Source organism: Acidisphaera sp. S103, from assembly GCF_009765975.1.
GTDB lineage: Bacteria > Pseudomonadota > Alphaproteobacteria > Acetobacterales > Acetobacteraceae > Rhodopila.
Window position 1 is genome coordinate 1 of sequence record NZ_LMUJ01000051.1, and the last position, 19,858, is coordinate 19,858.

Consider the following 19,858-nt stretch of genomic DNA (forward strand, 5'->3'; position numbering starts at 1 on the left):
CCCGGCTGATCCCGCCGGTCTTGTCGAGCGTCTGACGCTGGTGCTCCCCTTGGGCGATGCCTGATCGCGGCCCTTGACGGCAAGGATGGCCCGCCTTCGCGTGGAGTACGATTTCACCCGGTAGGATCGGGCACTGCTTCGTTGAAGACCGTTCGGTGTTCGCCCGATCGCCGCCGACACTTGAAGATGCCCCCCCCCCGTCACCCGATCCGCATCCCCAAATCCCCCGCCTGCCTCACCTCGAACGCCCGGCGCGCCTCATCATACGCCTGCCCGACAATGCCGCCTCGCACCGACCCCGCCTCCACTGACCGGTACGCCGGCCGCCAGCTTTCCGGCAGCGCCACCCCATCCGGAGGTGCGAGCCACAGCCGGAACAAACACCGCTTCAGCACCGGGTCATCATGGTCCTCGAACTCGGTGCGGGAGTGCAGCGTCACGTGGTTGTTCAGGATCTGCATGTCGCCCGGCCGCAGATACATCGTGTGCATCACATTGGGCCGGCGCAGCACGTCGTCCAGCAGGTCAAGCGCATCGAACTGGGCGGGGGACAGGGTCGGCACGCCCTCGATCGCCTGGGCCGACCGCAACCGGTTGCGGTTCCATTTGCTGAACAGCAGGCCATCCCGCTGATCGTAGACCGGGTTGGGGTAGAACGGCGCCTCATCCGGCGCCTCTTCCGCCTGCCGGCTGAAATGGAACGGAAGGTGCAGCAGTTCGGCGAGGTCCGGCCGTTCCGCCTCCACCACTTCATGTGCGGTGACCGAACTGGACACCATGCTCATGCCGCCTGACTTGGCCACGTTGTAGCAGGTCAGCAGCACGATATCCGCGCTGTCCGTATGGAAATCCAGGTCGGCGTTGGAGGAGTATCCCCGCCCCTTGCCGGTGCGATAGACCGTCCCGGCATCGCGCACCGCCGTCATGAACGGACTGGCCTTCCCCTGCGGCCGAGCGACACCGGTGTGCAAGCCAATGGCCCAGGTGAGCAGTTCGAATTCCTCGGCCGTCAGTCCATCCCGAGGCATCCCGCGCAGGATCGCGAACCCGGTGCCGTCGCGGACCGCGCGCAACGAGGCCGCGATCACCGGCGACGCGGAACCAAGGTCGAAATCGTCGCGGCGGTAATCCAGCAGCGTCTTCGCCGGGTCTGCCGCCCGACGCACCGCCGAAGTCAGGTCGTGCCGCGCGCGGTCGTCCAGTTCGAACATCCAGCCGGGACTCGTCCGCAGATCGTCGACGGCCCATGCCGCCTGCCTGTTCGCGTGCCGCATCTTGGCATCTCCTCGCCATTTCGCCGCATCATGCGCGGTCCGTCCGGCGGAGCAAGATGTGCGGCCGTCAGGTCAGCCAGCCGGGCGCGACGTCAACCAGGGCTTGCTCCGGGTGGGCCGCGAGATCATCCAGCAACGGATGCTCGTGCGCCTCGATCAGGCGTTTCGATGGCGGCGCATCCCGCCAGCCGTCCCATGCCGATGTCACCCGGCCGTTCAGAACATGGTGGTCGCGGAACACGTTGACTTTGACGAACCACGGGCCGCTCACGTCGCCGTGGCCGAAGCGGTTGGGATCGCATTTTTCCGCGCGGCAATTCAACCACGCCTGTCCCGCGGTCACGAAGGATTGGCGGGGAACGTCCCTGGGGTCGAACCCAATTTGGAGTATGGCCTTCAGAAGCTCGTCGAGCTGCGGATCGCTCAGGCGCCACGTCCGGGTGTTCTGGACCCAATATTCGCAGACCCAGTGGTCTTCCCAGCCGTTGCCGAAATACGCGGCGAAACCGCACCGCACACGGGATGGAACGCCTTGGCCGCGCAGGAAGGAACACAGCAGAAGGGCGAAATCCCGGCACGTCCCGATCGCGCGCCGATCGGGTGGCCGCTGGATTTGCAGGCTTTGCCCGTCTCTTTGCAGAATGTCGTCCAACCGATCGGCGACGGGCAGGGTCATGCGTGAGACCCCCTGAAGCCGGGTGGCATCGAGGCCGTATTCAGCCAGCCAATCGGAGTGGACGAGCAAGCCCTGGACGATGGCATTGAGAACGCCGATGTCCGGCGGAAGGCCGGCGATCGCGGCGGCGTGACCCGCCGGATCGGACATGCTGTTATGATCGAGCCATCTTTGAACGTGTTTCATGACCCACCACCGTTCGCCGCACGCGCCATCAGCCTTGCATTCCCCCGAATTCTCCGCCATATCCCCGCCCGCCGGCAACAGGATGATCCCCTGGGGCGGTAATTCACACGCGGGGAACCTTTCCCAGTCTTGGGTTCCGGTGCTGACAGGGGACATCCCTTGGGGCAACCCCCGCGGAGGCAACAACCGGACGACAGGAAAGGAGCACGCTTATGGCGATGCCCGATTTCACGATGCGCCAGCTACTCGAAGCCGGCGTTCACTTTGGTCACCACACCCGCCGCTGGAACCCGCGCATGGCGCCGTTCCTGTATGGCACCCGCAACCAGGTCCACATCATCGATCTGCAGCAGACCGTGCCGATGCTGGATCGTGCGCTGCGTGCCGTCCGTGATGTCACCGCCGCCGGCGGCCGCGTCCTGTTCGTGGGCACCAAGCGCGCTGCGGCCGAACATGTCGCCGAGGCGGCCAAGAAGTGCGGTCAGTACTACATCAACCACCGCTGGTTGGGTGGCACGCTGACCAACTGGAAGACCATCACCGGTTCGATCAAGCGCCTGCGCCAGATCGAGGATCTCGTCACCGGCGACACCCAGGGCCTGACCAAGAAGGAAGTCCTGGACATCACCCGCGACAAGGACAAGCTGGATCGCGCGCTGGGCGGCATCAAGGACATGGGCGGCCTGCCGGACATCCTGTTCATCATCGACACCAACAAGGAAAAGCTGGCGGTCGAGGAAGCCAACAAGCTGCACATCCCGGTCGTCGCCGTGCTCGACAGCAACTCCGACCCCACCGGCGTCACCTTCCCGATCCCGGGCAATGACGACGCAATACGAGCCATCACGCTGTATTGCGACCTGATCTCGGGCGCGGTGCTGGATGGCATCAGCGCCGAGATGGGCTCCTCCGGCGCCGATATCGGTGCTCGGGAAGACCTGCCGGCCGAGGTGCTCGCGGACATGGAGCCGGAACCCGCCGCCCCGGCCGCCTGAATCGAATCAGGGTATTTTCGGGCTGACCGCATGGCCCGAAAATGCTCTAAAGCTTCGTTTGATCGCATGATTCACGCGCCCTGAGCGTTCCGTGAGGCGCGATCATGCTCTAGTCAGGAGATAAAGACATGGCCGCGATTACCGCCGCCCTGGTGAAAGACCTGCGCGACAAGACCGGCGCGGGCATGATGGACTGCAAGAAGGCGCTGACCGAAACCGACGGCGACATCGAGGTCGCCATCGACTGGCTGCGCAAGAAGGGCCTTGCCGCCGCCGCCAAGAAGTCCGGACGCGTGGCCGCCGAGGGCCTGGTGGCCGTCGCCACCGCCGCGAACAAGGCGGCGATCGTTGAAGTCAACGCCGAAACCGATTTCGTCGCCCGCAACGAGACCTTCCAGGGCTTCGTCGAGGCGGTGGCTAAAATCGCGCTCGACGTCGGCGAAGACCTGGACGCGATCAAGGCCGCGCCGTTCCCCGGCACCGGCCGGACGGTTGCCGAGGAACTGACCCACCTGGTCGCCACCATTGGCGAGAACATGACGATCCGCCGCGCCGCCGTGCTGTCGGTGAAGCAGGGTGTCGTCGCGTCCTATATGCACCAGGCGCTGAAGCCGGGCCTCGGCAAGATCGGTGTGCTCGCCGCTGTCGAGGGCCCCGGCGAATTCGCCACGCTGGAAACCCTCGGCCGTCAGGTCGGCATGCATGTTGCCGCGACCCGCCCCGAGGCGCTGGACGTCGACGCCGTCGATCCGGCGGCGCTGGAACGGGAACGCGCCGTGCTCAGCGATCAGGCCCGAGCCTCCGGCAAGCCGGAAAACATCATCGAGAAGATGGTCGAAGGCCGCATCCGCAAATACTACGAGGAAGTGGTGCTGCTGGAGCAGGTGTGGGTGCATGACGGCGAAAGCCGGGTACGCGCCGTCGTCAAGAAGGCCGGCGTCACGCTGACCGGCTTCGTCCGCTTCGCGCTGGGCGAGGGCATCGAGAAGCCGAAGGACGACTTCGCCGCCGAAGTCGCCGCCACCGCCGGCGTCTGATCGCCCCGGTTCGACAGACTCCGACTTGTCCATAACGGGCGGCGCCACTAGGGTGCCGCCCGGTCCTCATTGTCCCACGGGAGTCACATGACACCGCCCCCCGTCTACAAGCGCGTACTGCTGAAGCTGTCCGGGGAAGCGCTGATGGGTCGGCGCGAATTCGGCCTGGACACCGAAACCGTCAACGCCATCGCCAACGACATCAAGGCCGTTGTCGCCATGGGGGTGGAGGTATCCGTCGTCATCGGCGGCGGCAATATCTTCCGCGGCGTGTCCGGCGCCGCATCCGGCATGGATCGCGCACAGGCCGACTACATGGGCATGCTGGCGACCATCATGAACGCGCTCGCCCTGCAATCGGCGCTGGAAAAGCGCGATGTCCCGACCCGGGTGCAGTCGGCGATCCCGATGGCGTCGGTCTGCGAGCCGTATATTCGCCGCCGGGCCGAACGGCACATGGAAAAGGGCAGGGTGGTGGTGTTCGGCGCCGGCACCGGCAATCCGTTCTTTACCACCGATACCGCCGCGGCGCTGCGCGCGGCCGAAATGCAGTGCGACGCGCTGCTGAAGGGCACCCAGGTCGACGGCGTCTACTCCGCCGATCCACGCAAGGTGTCGGGTGCGACCCGCTATGAGCAGTTGACCTACCTCGACGTCCTGGCCAACGATCTTGGTGTGATGGACGCCGCCGCGATCAGCCTGGCTCGGGAAAATCATTTGCCGATCATCGTTTTCAACATCCACGCCCCCGGTGCGTTCGCCCAGGTCATGCGCGGTGAGGGTGCGTTCACCAAGATTATCGAGACCTAGCGTAACGGATCGCGCGGCACGCGATCAAATAAACGGAGTTGGGAGGCAGCATCATGGCCACCGCGGACCTGAATAGCCTGAAGCAGGATATCACCCGCCGCATGGACGGTGCCCTGGAGACGTTGCGCCGGGAATTTGCCGGCCTGCGCACCGGGCGCGCCCATCCCGGCCTGCTGGATCCGGTGAAGGTAATCGCCTACGGCACGGAAATGCCGCTGAACCAGGTCGGCACCGTCGGCGCGCCGGAGCCGCGCATGCTGACCGTGCAGGTTTGGGACAAGTCGATGATCTCGGCGGTGGAGAAGGCGATCCGGGACTCCGGCCTGGGCCTTAATCCCGCGACGGACGGCATGCTGGTCCGCGTGCCGATCCCGCAATTGACGACCGAACGGCGCAACGAACTGGCCAAGCTGGCGCATAAATACGCCGAGGGCGCGAAAATCTCGGTCCGCGGCGTCCGTCGCGACGGCATGGAGCAGATCAAGGGCCATGAGAAGAAACACGAGATCGGTGAGGACCTGGCGAAGAACTGGGCGGACGAAGTGCAAAAACTGACCGACCAATTCATTAAAAAGGTGGACGAAACGCTCACGGACAAGGAAAAAGACATCAGGCAGGTCTAAGGCGGGTCGCGGACAGGGTGCCGATCGTCGCCAAACAGACAGCCATGGGCTTGGTGTCGGAGGACTTCGTGTCAACAGCCATCGCGGCGTCCGAGGTAGTCGCCGAGGTTTCCCCGATCGGTGCCCTTGAAGCCCGGCCAGACGTGCCCGGCCATGTCGCCATCATCATGGACGGCAATGGGCGTTGGGCCAAATCGCGAGGTCTGCCGCACATCGCCGGTCATCGCGAAGGATCCCGAGCGCTCCGGCGCGCGATCGAGGCGGCGATCCAGTCCGGCGTGTCCTGGCTGACCATCTACGCCTTCAGCAGTGAGAACTGGCGCCGCCCGGCGGGCGAAATCCTGGGTCTGACTGGCCTGCTGCGCCGTTATTTGCGGTCGGAGATCACTGAACTGAAGCAATCCGGCGTGCGCCTACGCTTCATTGGCGATCGCTGCCGGTTCGATTCTGACATTCAGACCGATCTGGAAGCCGCCGAACGCGATACCGCGGTGAACACCCGGCTCAACCTGACCATCGCGTTGTCCTACGGTGCGCGGGCCGAGATCGCCGCCGCGGCACGGGCCGCGTTGGAAGCCGTGCGGGCCGGATGCCTGGAGGCCGGCGATCTTGGGGAAGACGTCTTCGCCAGTTTCCTCGCCACCGCCGGCATGCCGGACCCCGACCTTGTCATCCGCACCTCGGGCGAGCAGCGGCTGTCGAATTTTCTGCTGTGGCAGGCGGCCTATGCCGAACTGGTGTTTCTTGACGTCCTTTGGCCGGATTTCGACCACGCCCATTTCGGCGCGGCGTTGAAGGAATTCTCCCGGCGGGAGCGGCGCTTCGGCGCGCGCAAGGACTAAATCCGCTGCCGGACAATGCGACCCGCTGGGCCGATCTCAGGCTTCGCATTCTGTCGGCCTCGATTTTGGCACCGCTCGCACTGGGGTGCATCTGGATCGGCGGGGCCGCTTTCGCCGGGCTGATTGCCCTGATCGCCGCCGGCCTGTCTTATGAATGGCTGGGTTTGTGCCGCCGGCGTGCCTCGCCGTTGGCGGTGCTGCTGTATGCTGTTTTGCCGCTTGCCGTGGTGTTGACGGCGTTGGGCGAGGATATCGCGGTCCTTGTTCTCCTGGCCGTCGCCACCGCCATCGGCCGCGGCCTGTCCCCATCCCGGCCGCTCGGATTGGGGATACCCTATCTCGGGTTGGGCGCGGTGGCGCTGGTATGGTTGCGGCAGCCATCCGGCAGCGGTGGCGTCAATGTGATCGTGTTGCTGCTTGTGGTTTGGGCCAGCGATATCGGGGCGTACCTGGCGGGACGAGCGATCGGCGGCCCGCGCCTGGCGCCGGCCGTTTCGCCGGGAAAAACCTGGTCCGGCGCCGTGGGCGGCCTTTTCGCGGCGGCCGCGGTGGGGGCCGCGGCGTCAGCGATCTTGCGGCATGGGCCGATTTCCTGGCGTCCGGTGATGTTCGCCGTGCTGATCGGCATCATTAGCCAGGCGGGAGATCTTTTCGAAAGCCAGTTGAAGCGCCACTTTGGCGTAAAGGACTCCGGCACCATGATCCCGGGCCATGGCGGCCTGCTGGACCGGCTGGATGCGCTGCTGACCGCCGTGCCGGCGGCGGCACTACTGGCGTTGATCCTGGGACGTGGAGTAGTGCTTTGGAAATGAACGCGGTTTATCAATCCATTCCCCCTATTCCCCAGCCCGGTTCGGTACGGACCGTCACTGTCCTTGGCAGCACCGGCAGCGTCGGAACCCAGACGATCGAACTGCTCGCGTCGGATCCCGAGCGTTTCCAGGTGCAAGCGCTGGTCGCCGGCCGCAATGCCGTTCGGCTCGCCGAACAGGCGATCGCCCTGCGCGCCAAGGTCGCCGTTGTCGCCGACCCCTCGGCCTATGCCGCGTTGCGCGATGCGCTGACCGGCACCGGAATCGAAGCCGCCGCCGGCACCAAGGCCGTGGTGTCGGCTGCCGCGCTGGACGCCGACTGGACCATGGCGGCGATCACCGGCGCCGCCGGCCTGGCCTCCACCCTGGCGGCGATCCGCCGCGGGGCGTTCGTCGCCCTGGCCAACAAGGAAGCCCTGGTGTGCGCCGGCGACGTGATGCTGCGCGCGGTGAAAGAGGCCGGCGCGACCCTGCTGCCGGTGGATTCGGAGCACAACGCGATTTTCCAGTCGATGGCGGACGGCAATCGCGACGCGGTGGAAAAGATCATCCTGACCGCCTCGGGCGGCCCGTTCCGCACCACCAGCCTGGAGGACATGGCCGCCGCCACGCCGGAGATGGCGCTGCGCCATCCGGTCTGGTCGATGGGGGCCAAGATCAGCATCGATTCCGCGACGATGATGAACAAGGGGCTGGAGGTGATCGAGGCCGCCCGGCTGTTCGATCTGGATGAAACCAGGATCGACGTGCTGTTCCATCCGCAATCGGTCGTCCACAGCATGGTCTGCTACCATGACGGGTCCGTCCTGGCGCAGCTCGGGTCGCCCGACATGCGCATCCCGATCGCCCACACGCTGGCCTGGCCGCGGCGGATGGCGACGAAGTCGCCACGGCTCGATCTGGCCGCCGTCGGCCGCCTGGAATTCGAGGCGCCCGACCTGGTCAGGTTCCCCGCGTTGCGTCTAGCAAGAGAAGTGTTGCAAATCGGCGGCGGAACGCCCACCATCTTAAATGCAGCGAATGAGATCGCTGTTGAGGCATTTCTTCAGAAACATATCGGATTTTTAGACATATCTCGGACAGTGGAGCGTGTGTTGCAGATGCTGGGGACACCGCGTGCGGACACATTGGATGATGTGATCGAACTCAACGCTGCCGCGCGCCGGACCGCCCATGATTTGCTGCCTGCCCACGCTATATGATTTCACGCTGACAGGAGAGCCAGGCCAGTGCTGACTGCCATACCGGAATTCGCTCGCAGCGCGGCGGCCTTTGTCGTGGTCCTGGGTGTGCTCGTTTTCGTGCATGAATTCGGCCATTATCTGGCGGCTCGCTGGCGCGGCGTCCGGGTAGAGGCGTTCTCGATCGGCTTCGGCCGGGCGATCACCTCCTGGACCGACCGTCGCGGCACTGTGTGGAAGCTGGCCTGGCTGCCCCTGGGCGGCTACGTGAAGCTGCACGGGCAAGAACGTCCCCAGGACGTGCCGGATGAGGTCCGCGCGCAGTGGGTTCCCGGCGAGACCTTCCACGACAAGTCGGTGCTGTCCCGCGCGATCGTCGTCGCGGCCGGTCCGATCGCCAACTTCCTGCTCGCCATGGTGCTGTTCGCCGGTCTGTTCAGCGTGCTGGGCACGCCCTTCACCCTGCCGGTCATCGGCAGCGTGGTGGCGGATTCCGCCGCATCCCGCGCCGGCCTGATGGTGAACGACCGCATCGTCACGATCGACGGCCAGCCGATCGGCACGTTCGAGGACCTGCAGCATCAGATCGCCATTCATCCGGCGGTCAAGCTGGCGATGACCATCAAGCGCGACGGCACCGACCGGACGATCGAAGTGACCCCCGATTCGCATGATGCCGGCGGCCATCAGGTCGGCTTGCTGGGTGTCCGCGGCGGTGAGGTGGAATACCGCAAGGTCAGCCTGCCGGAGGCGCTGTGGAGCGGCGTGACGCAAACCTGGACCATTACCGCGGACACCTTCAGCGGCGTGGCGCAGATGATCAGCGGCAGCCGCGGCACCGAGGATCTGGGCGGACCGCTGCGTATCGCCCAATTGTCCGGTCAGGTCGCTGAACTTGGCGTCGCCAGCCTGATTTCTTTCATCGCCGTGCTGTCGGTGAACCTCGGGCTGATCAACCTGTTCCCGATCCCGGTGCTGGATGGCGGACACCTGCTGTTCTATCTGGCCGAGGCGCTGCGTGGCCGGCCGCTGCCGCAACGCGCGCAGGAATACGGGTTCCGCGCGGGTCTCGCCTTCCTCGTCGGCATGTTCGTCTTCTCGACGTGGAACGACCTGACCCATCTCGGGCTGTTCCACTGGGTCGCCGGCCTGATCGGTTAGTATCCGATCGCGGAGACACGCGAATCGACGGCGGTGGAGAAGGGCGATCGGCGCATCCCGATGCCCTCACGGACCGACGGAACGCCCGAGTCGCCGGCAGCGTGCCGCGAGAGGTTCGGATTTCCTTTTCCAAATCAAAAACTTAAACAAAGAGTGACAGACGGGTCGCCGGCAAACACCGCCACTAGCATCGGTGACAACCCATCGTTATGGTGCGCCCGGTTTGTATGACGCTGCTTGGCCACGCTCGTCTGTTGTAGAACGCACGCGCCGTTTGGGGGAGACCAGCCTTTTGTTGACGATTCGCGCTGTGCGGTTTGTGGCCGCCTGCCTGATGCCATTGCTGGTCATTGGGGCCGCCGCCGCTCAGGCTCCGACTCCGCCCGCTCGTCCGGCCGGCGTGCATGCCGCGCCTGCTGCGCATGCGAGACCGGTTGCCGCCCCCACCGGCGGGGGGATTCAGTCGATCAAGGTCGAAGGTAGCCAGCGGATCGAGGATGGCACGATCAAGTCCTATCTTCTGGTTCAGCCCGGCGATGCCTTTGATCCGGATCGCATCGATCGCAGCCTGAAGACGCTGTACGCCACCGGCCTGTTCCAGGACGTCCGGCTGGGGCGCGTCGGTGACACCCTGGTGGTGCGGGTGGTCGAAAACCCGATCGTCAACCGTGTCGCGTTCGAGAACAACCACAAGCTTGACGACAACCAGCTTCGGCCGGCGATGCAGTTGCGGCCGCGCGCCGTGTTCACGCCGGCCCTGGCGGAAGCCGACCGGCAGAAGATCCTGGATCTGTATGCCAAGCGCGGCTACTACGACGCGACGGTGGAACCCAAGATCATCCACCTGGACCAGAACCGCGTCGACGTGGTGTTTCAGATCAACGACGGATCGGCCACGCTGATCAGCAAGATCGTGGTCAACGGCAACAAAGCCTTCACCGAGGACCGGCTGACCGAGGTTATCAGCAGCCGCGAGTCGCGTTGGTGGCGCTTCCTGTCCACGGCGGATCAGTACGACCCGGAGCGACTGGCTTACGACCGGGAACTGCTGCGCCGGTTCTATCTGAAAAACGGCTACGCCGACATCGATATCACGTCCGCCAGTTCGGAGCTGTCTCCCGATCGGAAGGGGTTTTTCCTCTCCTTCACTGTCAATGAAGGGGCCCGTTACAAGGTCGGCAAAGTCACCATCAATGCGCAGCTTCGCAACCTGACCTCATCCGATCTTCAATCGAGTCTACAGTTGCATGAGGGCGATTGGTACGACGGTGATGCCGTGGGCCGGACCGCCGACATGATGGAGGAAGCCGTCCATAACCGCGGCTATGCCTTCGTGAGTGTCAAGCCGCGGGCCACGCGCAATGCCGAGAAGCATACGATCGATCTGGCTTTCGACGTGGGCGAAGGGCCGCGGGTGTATGTTGAGCGTATTAACATCGTCGGCAACGTGCGGACCGAGGATAAGGTGATCCGGCGGGAGTTCCGCTTGGCCGAAGGCGATCCGTACAGCGCCGAGGAGATCCGTCGCACCAAGACCCGATTGACCGACCTGGGTTATTTCCAGAATGTCGATATCGCCACCACGCCGGGTTCGGCGGCGGACAAGGCGATCCTCAACACGACCATCTCGGAGAAGGCCACGGGCGAACTGTCCTTCGGCGGTGGTTATTCGACCGATGCCGGCGCGCTGATCGATGTCGGTCTGGCGGAGAAAAACCTGATCGGAACCGGCGTCAATGCGAGCATCAACGGCACGCTGGCCCAGCGCGACAGTTCCATCAACACATCGGTAACCGATCCGTATTTCCTCGATCGCAATCTTGTCGCCGGTGTCGACGCCTTCCTTGTTCAGACGGATTATGAGGGAACCGAGCCCTATGATGAAAAGCGCGTTGGTTTCGCCCTTCGTCTCGGTTACGCGTTCAACGAACATCTGCGGCAGACCTGGAGCTATTCGCTGGTCAATCGCGATGTGTACAACGTGGAAGTCGGCGCCAGCCCCTTTATTTTGAATGAAGCGGGGACGACGCTGCTGTCGCAGGTCAGTCAGGTCGTGACGCTCGATTACCGGGACAGCAAGGTCCAGCCGCACAGCGGATATGTCGTTGAGGTTGGCACCGACTACGCCGGTCTTGGTGGCGATGCCCGGTTTTTGAGAGGTAATGTGAACGCCGCTTACTATATCCCGCTGGAACGCGAGTTCGGTAACCCCGACTGGGGCATCAAACTGGCGGGCAGCACGGGTTACATGGCTCTGCTGTCGGGTGGACGAGAGGAGATCATCGACCGTTTCTTCCTGGGTGGCGACAACCTGCGCGGCTTCGAAACCGGGGGCGCCGGCCCGCACGACGCGTCGACGGACGATCCGCTCGGCGGCCGCTTCATCTGGACGCAGACGACCGAGCTGCACTTTCCGTTGCCGGTTTCTCCCGATCTGGGCCTGACCGGCCGAGCCTTCGTCGATGTGGGCGCATTGACCGAGTCGTCGTTCAGGCCGGGCGCCTGCACCGTCTCCGCTGGCGTAAGCTGCACGGTCGAGGCGTCCGACGCGCCACGGCTCGGTGCCGGTGTCGGTATCTCCTGGAAAACCGCGTTTGGTCTGATAAATGTTGATTTGGCGCCGTTTGTTCTCAAGCAACCAGGCGACCAGACGCAAATCTTCCGGTTTGGCTTCGGCACGAGGTTCTAGTGATTCAAAACTACATCAAGGGTGCTGGCGCGGTCGTCGCGCTGGCATTGGTTTTTGCTCCCGTTTCCGGATTTGCCCAGCAGGCGCAAAATCCTGAATGGTTCGTGCCGGGGCCGGCGCATCCGGCTGCCACGCCGCCTGCCCACCGCGCGGCACCGCGCCCCGCTCCGTCCGGTGCGCCCGGCGAAATTCCCATTCCGAATGACGGGGGCAGCGAGCAGGCTGGCGGCGTACCGACGCCGCAGTTCCAGCTTCCGCCGGCGCCGGAAATTCCGCCGATTCCCAAGGGACAGGCGACCCCGGCCGCCATCGTCGGCATCTTGTCGGTTCCCGACGTGCTGCGGGTGTCCACCGCCTATCAGACGGCGTACAAGGAATTGAACGCGCGCGGCCAGAAGCTGAACGAGGATGCCCAAAAGGAACAGGCTGCCTTGCGCGACCTCGGCCAGGCGTTCGCCGCCGAACGCGCCAAGCTGTCGCCGGAGCAGATCCGCACCAAGGAAAAGGAAATCCAGGATCGCGCCACCGAGGCGCAACGCCGCTTCGGCGAGCGTAACAGGATCATCCAGGAAGCCGGCCAGTATGTCATGATGCAGATCAACCGCACGATGGAGCAGGTCGCCCAGCAGGTCGCGTTGTCCCGTGGCATCAACCTGGTGCTGAATCGCGCGCAGATACTGGGGACCACGGCGGACTTCGACATCACTCCGGCGGTGGCCGAGGTGCTGAACAAGACGCTGCCCAGCGTCGTCGTTCCGCCGGACGGGGTGTCCCCATTGACGATGGCCTCGGCCGCCGCAACGCAGAACGAGCCGAAGAAGGCTGAGGCCAAACCCGCGGCGGCCGCCAAGTCATCGCAGAAGCACTGAGCCATGGCGCCTGATCCAACGCCGTTCGGTGGGGACCGCTCGGCGTTGGCGGGCGATCCCCGTTTCTTCCAACGGGCCGGGCCGCATACGCTGGCCGCTGTCGTCGATGCGGCGGGGGTCGAGGGAGAATTGGCCGAGGCCCCGCCGCGCCGGCTGATGCTGCATCGTATTGCCCCGCTGGCCGCCGCCACCGGCGACGACGTCAGCTTCTGCCTGAACAACCGAAAGTACCGGCCGACCCTCGCCGCGACCCGGGCCGCGGCGGTGGTCGTGCATCCGGATATGCAGGACCAGGTGCCGGAGACAACCGTCGCCATCGTCGTATCAGACCCGTTGGTCGCCTGGTCGCGGGTGGCGGCGTTGTTCCACCCGCAACCGCCGGTCAAACCCGGTATCCATCCGTCCGCGGTCGTCGCGGCGTCGGCGAAGATCGACCCGACCACGGAAATCGGGCCGCTGGCGGTGATCGGCGATAACGTGACGATCGGCCCGCGTGGCCGGATCGGCGCCATGGTGGTGATCGACGACGGGGTGCAGGTCGGTCGGGATGTCCGGATCGGGCCGCATGCCAGTCTGTCGCATGCGCTGATCGGTGACCGCGTCTATATCTACCCCGGCGCCCGCATCGGCCAGGACGGCTTCGGCTTCGCGATCACGCCGCAAGGCTTTCATACCGTCCCGCAACTCGGCCGTGTGCTGATCGAGGACGATGTGGAGGTCGGCGCCAACACCACCGTCGATCGTGGCACGCTGGAAGACACGGTGATCGGTGCCGGAACCAGGATCGACAATCTGGTCCAGATCGCCCACAACGTGCGGATCGGCAAGGCCTGCGTTGTGGTGGCGCAGGTGGGTATCTCCGGCTCGACCGTGTTGGAGGACCAGGTGGTGTTCGCGGGTCAGTCCGGCGTCGCGGGACATCTGCGGATCGGTGCGGGATCGCGGATCGGGGCCCAGGCGGGCGTCATCTCCGACGTGCCGCCCCGGTCGGAAATGATTGGCTCGCCGGCCCAGCCGGTGAAAACGTTCTTCAAGGAGGTCGCGACCGTCAGGCGCTGGGTACGCAACGGCGGCGTGCCGGCACGCAGCGGCGGGACACCCACGAAACTGAACCCGGACGTGGATTGAACATCATGGATGAGGTTGCGGTGCAAACGCCCGAAGCGGGCAAGACAGTCGAGCTGATCGATATTCATCGGATCATGCACGATATTCCCCATCGTTATCCGTTCCTGATGTTGGACCGGGTGGTCGATGTGGTGCTGAACGCCTCGGCGATCGGGGTCAAGAACGTCTCGGTCAATGAAGGCTTCTTTGCCGGCCATTTCCCCAACCACCCGGTCATGCCGGGCGTGCTGATCATCGAAAGCATGGCGCAGACCGCCGCGGTGCTGGTGGTGGAAACGCTCGGGCCGGATGCCGCCGGCAAACTGGTGTATTTCATGTCGATCGAGGGGGCGAAGTTCCGCCGCCCCGTGGTGCCCGGCGACCAGTTGCGCATTCACATCGTCAAGGAACGCAGCCGCGGCAACGTTTGGAAGTTCCACGGCGTTGCTAAGGTCGATGGCGTCACGGTGGCGGAAGCGACCTACTCCGCCATGATCATGGATCGTGCCGCGCCTTTGCCTTAGTAACGCCAAAATCCTAGGCGAAACAGAGTGTTACAGGCCAGGATCGGAAACATCGGGCAACAATGATTGAGTTGGTGGTGACCGCCACCGCCCATAGTTTGGCCGCGATCCAACCGAAACTGGCGCCACGGAACGGAATACCCATGGATTCGATGACGGATATCAGCCCACGCATGACCGATCGCTCCAGCATTCACCCGACCGCGATCGTGGCGCATGGCGCCGAACTGGGCCCTGGCGTCGAAATCGGCCCGTTCTGCACGGTGGGGCCGAACGTCGTCATCGAAGGCGGCGCCAAACTGGTGTCGCATGTCGTCGTTGAGGGGCACACCCGTATCGGGGAGGGCGCGCAACTCTTTCCGTTCTGCACCGTCGGGTTGGCGCCGCAGGACCTGAAATACAAAAATGAGCCGACCCGCTGCGAGATCGGCGCGCGTACCCTGGTGCGGGAGCATTGCACCATCCATCGCGGCACGGCGACCGGCACCGGCGTGACGCGGGTCGGCACCGACTGCATGCTGATGGCGGTGGTGCACGTCGCGCACGACTGCCAATTGGGCAGCAACGTCATCGTCGCGAACAATGCGGTGATGGGCGGGCATGTCAGCATCGGCGACCACGCGGTGGTCGGCGGCGCGGTGGCCATTCACCAGTTCGTTCGTATCGGCCGGGCCGCGATGATCGGTGGGGTTTCCGGGGTGGAGGGCGATGTGATCCCATTCGGCAGCGTCATCGGCAACCGTGCCCGCCTGGCCGCGCTGAACGTGATCGGCCTGCGCCGCCGCGGCTTCGACAAGGCGGCGATCCAGCGTCTGCACATCGCGTTCAAGGCGCTGTTCGGCAAGGAAGGGGTGTTCGCGCAGCGGCTGGCGTCAACACGTGCGAAGTTCGGCGACGATCCGTTGGTGGCCGAGATTCTGGCGTTCATCGACGCCCCGAGCCATCGCGGCCTGATCCGGGCGGAGTAGGTCCGCCCGTTCAGTCGGCGCCGTTCACCGGTGCGTCTGACTGTACCGTTGTGCGCGGGTCTGGCGTTTCAGCAGTTCCGGCGGGTCCTGGCGTGCCGCCCGGGTCCGCCGGACCGACCGTATGAACACAGTCGCCGCCTGTAGCGCCGAGTCCAGTTCGAGGCATTGATCCGTGCCCGGTCCGATCGCTTTGGACAAGCGAAGCAGGTGGGCGACCGCGACGTCCACAATTTCGTGGTCGGGCCGGTCATACGCCGCCAATCTGGCGCCGTCGCATTCCCCTCCCTGGCCGGAATCGCTGCTTCGGGCGCCCCCCTGCCAGGCGCCGTAGGCAAATCCGTCCAGCCAGGCGATCCGCGGGCCGGTCTGGTCGCTGCCGAACGGACAGGCCGCGGAGGTCTCGAGGCCCCAAAAGCCGGCCAGTTTGCCGTCGCCATAGGCACGATCGAGGATGGCAATGTCGGATCTCTTATCGCTCATGTGGACCCTCGAAAGGACAACCGGGAGTGCTGTCAGTGCAGCAAGATTCCCGTGGATACCAGCGAGTGGAGGTTGCATTTTCTAAACGACTACCACAGTTATGAGGCCTCTCCTGTCCGGACCTGGAAAACGCGATCGTGACAGTAGCAATACACCCGTAGCGTCGGCGGCGGCGATCATGTTACGAACATTGCGCCCATCGCGGTCCGCGCGTGCCAAAGGGAGCTTCGCCCACATGCCTTGCCAGCAGCCGTCTGTCTTGCCCATAGCCGATGAAGACGTGGATTGGGTCAACCTGCACGTTTGCCAGCGCATGAAAGCCAGGAGAATCCTACGCAATATGTCGCAAGAGCGACTGGCCAAGGCTTTGGGCATCAGTTACCAGCAATTGCAGCGCTATGAGTCCGGCAAGAGCCGCTTGCCCTGTTCGATGTTGTACCGCTCGGCCCTGGCGCTGAACGTGCCCGTTACTTATTTCTTCGATGCCATTCTGGCCGATCACACCCAGGGTTCCGAACAAGAACCCGACAAAGCCACGCTGCTGGCGGCCAGGAATATCCAACGCCTGCCGGACGATGATATGCGCCAATCCCTGTTGAACCTGATCGACGACCTTGCCTGCCTGCCGCGGACCGGCAAACGGTCCTAGGGCAGCCCGTGTTAACCGGCCCTGATCTCATCGTGGACGATAACGGCCGTATCTGGCGGACCGGCTCGCGGGCGTTGCTGGACAGCCTGCATGTCGCCAAACCTGAAGCCGATCTGATCCAGTACGTTATCCGGAACCTGGGATTCGTGCGGATCCACACGACCCGGTCCGGTGTCCGTATCACCCTGCGTCCGCGATTCCTGACCAAGGCGGCATTCGAAGCCGTGGTCTTCCAGATGGTCACACTGGAACATGAACGCTTTGTCATCGAAGTCGCTGACGCTCCAGGCATCATCGAGATCGTGCCGGGCGTGGAGGACGCGGCCGCACGGCTGGCCGACCTCGCGAGCGTGGGCGGCAACATCACGCGCGAGGACTTCCAGCGGGAGGAAATATCGCTCCGCCGTTTACACGGCAACCCGCGGATGTCGCCGCTCGCGGGCCTGCTTCAACGATGGCGCCGCAGCAAGGGCAACCTGCGTACTGATCTGGCCACCGAATTTGGCGACCCGGCGCTGCTCGGCCGGGCAACGGTTATGCGCATGACCGGTGATTCCAGGGGCGTCATTGAATATTGCGGCGATGGATTTACCTGGTCCGAAGCCTCTTGGCGCCACGCGATGGTCGGGCATGATGCGAGCGGACATCCCGACCCTCAATACGGACAAAATTTCTGGGCGGGGTACCTCGAGACGCAGCGCGCACAGGCGCCGCGTCTCGAGTTTATCGAAGCCCTGATCAGGGTACCGGGTTATCCCGCACGCCGCAGCCGTTACGAACGGTTGCTGCTGCCCTGGCGCCGCGATGGCGGCCAGTTTGTGTCGGTCGTCTCCGTGTTGCGCACCTCGTTCCCGACGGTTTCCGATGTATAGTTGGTAAGATCCTCCAGCATTTCCCCAGTCGGCATCCAGATGAGACCGAAGTCCATAGCGCCTCGATTGGTGCCACGCAGACTGACTAACTCGCTATGCCTTGTATAGCCGTAGGAACGGTGAACGTCCTTCGCTATCAACAAGGTCTCCACCGTGCTGAACGTGTATTCGGAGTCCCACATGGAGTGGGCGAGCGCACGCGAAATCCGCGGCAGGATACGGGAAAGTCCGCATCCCCTGACCTTAGGATGGTAGATCGCGCCGCCAGAATAAACCACACGGCCGGTAATATCGTTCGCGGGCGGACAATCGACCAGGCACCGCGCGCCGGCTGCCAGATATTTTTCCGGTGCCGCGTAAAACAGTCGCATCGAAACGAGTTCCCGCTCAACCGTCGATCGCGTCATATCGAAAAGACGCGCCGCCTGGGTGGCGATGACCTTGCCGGAGTCATCATGGCCGGAGATCCAAAAGGCATTTTTCGGGGAGAGGTCGCTGTGCGCGGGATCGAAGGTCGACAGTACCGGCAAGCTTCGGCCCGGCGTCACCTCCGGGTAGATTTCCGCCAGGGAATCCATATCCGTGTGCAAGCGTAGATGGACCCCACGATCGCGCGCGGCCTGCTCCGCCAGCAGGAAGAAACGGCCAAGTAATGCGATCGGGCCGTGCTTGAGTTCGATTTGATCAAGCAGCGTGGAGCCCGAGAACGAAGGAAGTACAGGTTTTGCTTTAAGGCTGGTCGACATTGTGTCTATTTCCCTATCTGTGTCTCGCGTCACTTCCGGCTAGTGCGTGTGGCGCACTCTGACCTTAGAACGGTCTTGCGAGCCGTGCTTACTTCGTTCGACGAAGTTGGCCCGCGGGTGCTCGGATCGTCGTGTATGACGATGATTTTCGTGGCGTTGGGGAAAACGTGCCGCACCACCGCCGGGCAATCCCGGTGACGGTCACGCCCGGGCCAGGGTGGTCCCGGCTATTACCCGGCGAACCGGCATCTCTCCGGCGCCCGCGGTCACGACGCGCCGCACGCGGGGACAAGGCGATCGGCTACCGCGGGGAAGATCGTCGACGAGCCGCCGTCGGGGGCCGGCTTCAGGCGCCTGCTGATTTGGCTTTGGTGTGCCTTCGACCGCCGGGCATCACCGCAAACGGCATGCGCCGCCTGAACGGCCGTTGTTCGCGGACGACGCGGCCGCGTGAAAGATCAACGAGCCTTACCCCGCGGTCGTGATGACAGCATCGTCGTAGACGCCGGCGCCCATCGCGGCGGGGTCGAAGATGCCACGGGCCGCGATCCAACTGAACGTCTCGTCGTACACTTCCCGGGTGTAAGGCTCGAACACCAGGCGCTCGCCGGGTCCCCAGCCGCGCGGGTCCATGGTGGCGTGGTAACGCACGGGGAACTCATTCCGATAGTATCGATTATAACGATCCGGCCTAAGATCAATGTCCCGTTGCGCCCGGCGCAAGGCCCGGAAAAACTTCCGCAGATCTTCCGGGTCCGGATCGCCGGTGATCATGGACGCGATCATGAATGTGGTGTCGACGACCTTGCGAAAGCCCAACTGCTCCGCGAGGTAATACGGACCGTTGAACAGCGCCGAGGCCGGCGACACGCCATTCAGAAGGTTATCCAAGCGGGCAAACAGCATCCCCTCGGCGAAGGACAGGTTGATCTGCTCACGCGGCAGATACTGTTCCAGGGCCTGGATGGTCGCGTAGTGGCTGCCGGACTGGAAACCGACCGAGATGGGCACCCCGGCGAGGTCCTCGGGGCGTCGAATGGGTGAATCCGCTGCGACGAACACGCCGGCTGGTGCGACGGAGTAGGCGTCCGAATACAGCCGGCCCTTGCCGCGGGACGCCGCGACCCCCACCGTCCAGTGACACGCGCAACTGACGGCCGCCTCGCGTCCACGCTCGAACGACTGGAACGCACCGACCTTGTCGCCGCGATCGTGATGCCGGCCGTCGCTGGATTGGATCAGTTCCTGGAAGACGTAATCCAGGCCTTCGTCCTTGAAGTAGCCTTTTTCCTCGGCGACCCATTCCTGCAGGCGGAAATGCGGTTCGATGACGAAGGGGGCGTTGGCCATGCGAAGC

At 64.3% G+C, this 19,858-nt stretch carries 20 protein-coding genes; 15 read left to right on the top strand and 5 right to left on the bottom strand.

Annotated elements, in window-relative coordinates; translation table 11 throughout:
• Positions 1 to 200 precede the first annotated feature (200 nt).
• Positions 201 to 1,274 (bottom strand): TauD/TfdA family dioxygenase, encoded by a 1,074-nt coding sequence (locus GSQ89_RS14455; protein ID WP_158926323.1) that lies wholly within the window; start codon positions 1,272 to 1,274, stop codon positions 201 to 203.
• A 67-nt stretch (positions 1,275 to 1,341) separates the two neighbouring features.
• The gene (locus GSQ89_RS14460; protein WP_158926325.1) at positions 1,342 to 2,136 is read right to left on the bottom strand and encodes a transglutaminase-like domain-containing protein; all 795 of its coding nucleotides are present in this window, start codon (positions 2,134 to 2,136) and stop codon (positions 1,342 to 1,344) included.
• Positions 2,137 to 2,348: 212 nt separating this feature from the next.
• On the opposite strand from GSQ89_RS14460, the gene rpsB reads away from it, so the two are divergent.
• From rpsB to lpxA, 13 genes are all read left to right on the top strand, one after another.
• Entirely contained in the window at positions 2,349 to 3,131 is a 783-nt protein-coding gene (gene rpsB, locus GSQ89_RS14465; RefSeq protein ID WP_158926327.1) for a 30S ribosomal protein S2, read from the top strand.
• A 128-nt stretch (positions 3,132 to 3,259) separates the two neighbouring features.
• On the top strand, positions 3,260 to 4,168 hold the full coding sequence (gene tsf / locus GSQ89_RS14470) for a translation elongation factor Ts (RefSeq protein WP_158926329.1): 909 nt from the start codon (positions 3,260 to 3,262) through the stop codon (positions 4,166 to 4,168).
• Positions 4,169 to 4,255: 87 nt separating this feature from the next.
• Positions 4,256 to 4,978, top strand: coding sequence for a UMP kinase (pyrH, locus tag GSQ89_RS14475; RefSeq protein ID WP_158926331.1), 723 nt, complete (start codon positions 4,256 to 4,258; stop codon positions 4,976 to 4,978).
• A gap of 53 nt (positions 4,979 to 5,031) precedes the next feature.
• Entirely contained in the window at positions 5,032 to 5,601 is a 570-nt protein-coding gene (gene frr / locus GSQ89_RS14480) for a ribosome recycling factor (RefSeq protein WP_158926333.1), read from the top strand.
• A 167-nt stretch (positions 5,602 to 5,768) separates the two neighbouring features.
• Positions 5,769 to 6,443 carry a polyprenyl diphosphate synthase gene (gene uppS, locus GSQ89_RS14485; RefSeq protein WP_254073231.1) on the top strand — a complete coding sequence of 225 codons (675 nt, stop codon included), beginning with the start codon at positions 5,769 to 5,771 and terminating at the stop codon, positions 6,441 to 6,443.
• A 65-nt stretch (positions 6,444 to 6,508) separates the two neighbouring features.
• A complete protein-coding gene (locus GSQ89_RS14490) occupies positions 6,509 to 7,255 on the top strand; it encodes a phosphatidate cytidylyltransferase (RefSeq protein WP_254073208.1) in 747 nt (248 codons plus the stop codon).
• Positions 7,252 to 8,457: a 1-deoxy-D-xylulose-5-phosphate reductoisomerase gene (locus GSQ89_RS14495; protein WP_158926335.1), complete on the top strand. Its 1,206-nt coding sequence runs from the start codon at positions 7,252 to 7,254 to the stop codon at positions 8,455 to 8,457. Before GSQ89_RS14490 ends, GSQ89_RS14495 begins: the two co-directional genes overlap by 4 nt.
• A gap of 30 nt (positions 8,458 to 8,487) precedes the next feature.
• Positions 8,488 to 9,597 (top strand): RIP metalloprotease RseP, encoded by a 1,110-nt coding sequence (gene rseP / locus GSQ89_RS14500; protein ID WP_254073232.1) that lies wholly within the window; start codon positions 8,488 to 8,490, stop codon positions 9,595 to 9,597.
• Positions 9,598 to 9,892: 295 nt separating this feature from the next.
• Positions 9,893 to 12,286, top strand: a complete 2,394-nt coding sequence (bamA, locus tag GSQ89_RS14505) for an outer membrane protein assembly factor BamA (protein ID WP_254073209.1) — start codon at positions 9,893 to 9,895, stop codon at positions 12,284 to 12,286.
• Complete coding sequence (locus GSQ89_RS14510; RefSeq protein WP_158926339.1) at positions 12,286 to 13,155, top strand: OmpH family outer membrane protein; 870 nt, start codon at positions 12,286 to 12,288, stop codon at positions 13,153 to 13,155. The genes bamA and GSQ89_RS14510 overlap by 1 nt, the downstream gene beginning before the upstream one ends.
• 3 nt (positions 13,156 to 13,158) lie before the next feature.
• Positions 13,159 to 14,283, top strand: coding sequence for a UDP-3-O-(3-hydroxymyristoyl)glucosamine N-acyltransferase (gene lpxD, locus GSQ89_RS14515; protein ID WP_158926341.1), 1,125 nt, complete (start codon positions 13,159 to 13,161; stop codon positions 14,281 to 14,283).
• Between the two features lie 5 nt (positions 14,284 to 14,288).
• On the top strand, positions 14,289 to 14,786 hold the full coding sequence (fabZ, locus tag GSQ89_RS14520; protein ID WP_158926343.1) for a 3-hydroxyacyl-ACP dehydratase FabZ: 498 nt from the start codon (positions 14,289 to 14,291) through the stop codon (positions 14,784 to 14,786).
• A 173-nt stretch (positions 14,787 to 14,959) separates the two neighbouring features.
• The gene (gene lpxA / locus GSQ89_RS14525) at positions 14,960 to 15,754 is read left to right on the top strand and encodes an acyl-ACP--UDP-N-acetylglucosamine O-acyltransferase (RefSeq protein WP_158926345.1); all 795 of its coding nucleotides are present in this window, start codon (positions 14,960 to 14,962) and stop codon (positions 15,752 to 15,754) included.
• 24 nt (positions 15,755 to 15,778) lie between these two features.
• On the opposite strand, the gene GSQ89_RS14530 is transcribed toward lpxA, so the two are convergent.
• Positions 15,779 to 16,234 carry a hypothetical protein gene (locus GSQ89_RS14530; RefSeq protein WP_158926347.1) on the bottom strand — a complete coding sequence of 152 codons (456 nt, stop codon included), beginning with the start codon at positions 16,232 to 16,234 and terminating at the stop codon, positions 15,779 to 15,781.
• 259 nt (positions 16,235 to 16,493) lie between these two features.
• Here GSQ89_RS14530 and GSQ89_RS14535 point away from each other — a divergent pair, with 259 nt between their 5' ends.
• Positions 16,494 to 16,883 carry a helix-turn-helix domain-containing protein gene (locus GSQ89_RS14535; RefSeq protein ID WP_216856171.1) on the top strand — a complete coding sequence of 130 codons (390 nt, stop codon included), beginning with the start codon at positions 16,494 to 16,496 and terminating at the stop codon, positions 16,881 to 16,883.
• A gap of 32 nt (positions 16,884 to 16,915) precedes the next feature.
• A complete protein-coding gene (locus tag GSQ89_RS14540) occupies positions 16,916 to 17,755 on the top strand; it encodes a hypothetical protein (RefSeq protein WP_158926351.1) in 840 nt (279 codons plus the stop codon).
• Here GSQ89_RS14540 and GSQ89_RS14545 read toward each other — a convergent pair.
• Together GSQ89_RS14545 and GSQ89_RS14550 are read right to left on the bottom strand one after the other, a co-directional pair.
• Positions 17,656 to 18,501: a hypothetical protein gene (locus tag GSQ89_RS14545; protein WP_158926353.1), complete on the bottom strand. Its 846-nt coding sequence runs from the start codon at positions 18,499 to 18,501 to the stop codon at positions 17,656 to 17,658. The two genes, GSQ89_RS14540 and GSQ89_RS14545, sit on opposite strands and share 100 nt — an antisense overlap.
• Positions 18,502 to 18,969: 468 nt before the next feature.
• A complete protein-coding gene (locus GSQ89_RS14550) occupies positions 18,970 to 19,851 on the bottom strand; it encodes an ABC transporter substrate-binding protein (protein ID WP_158926355.1) in 882 nt (293 codons plus the stop codon).
• Positions 19,852 to 19,858: the final 7 nt, after the last annotated feature.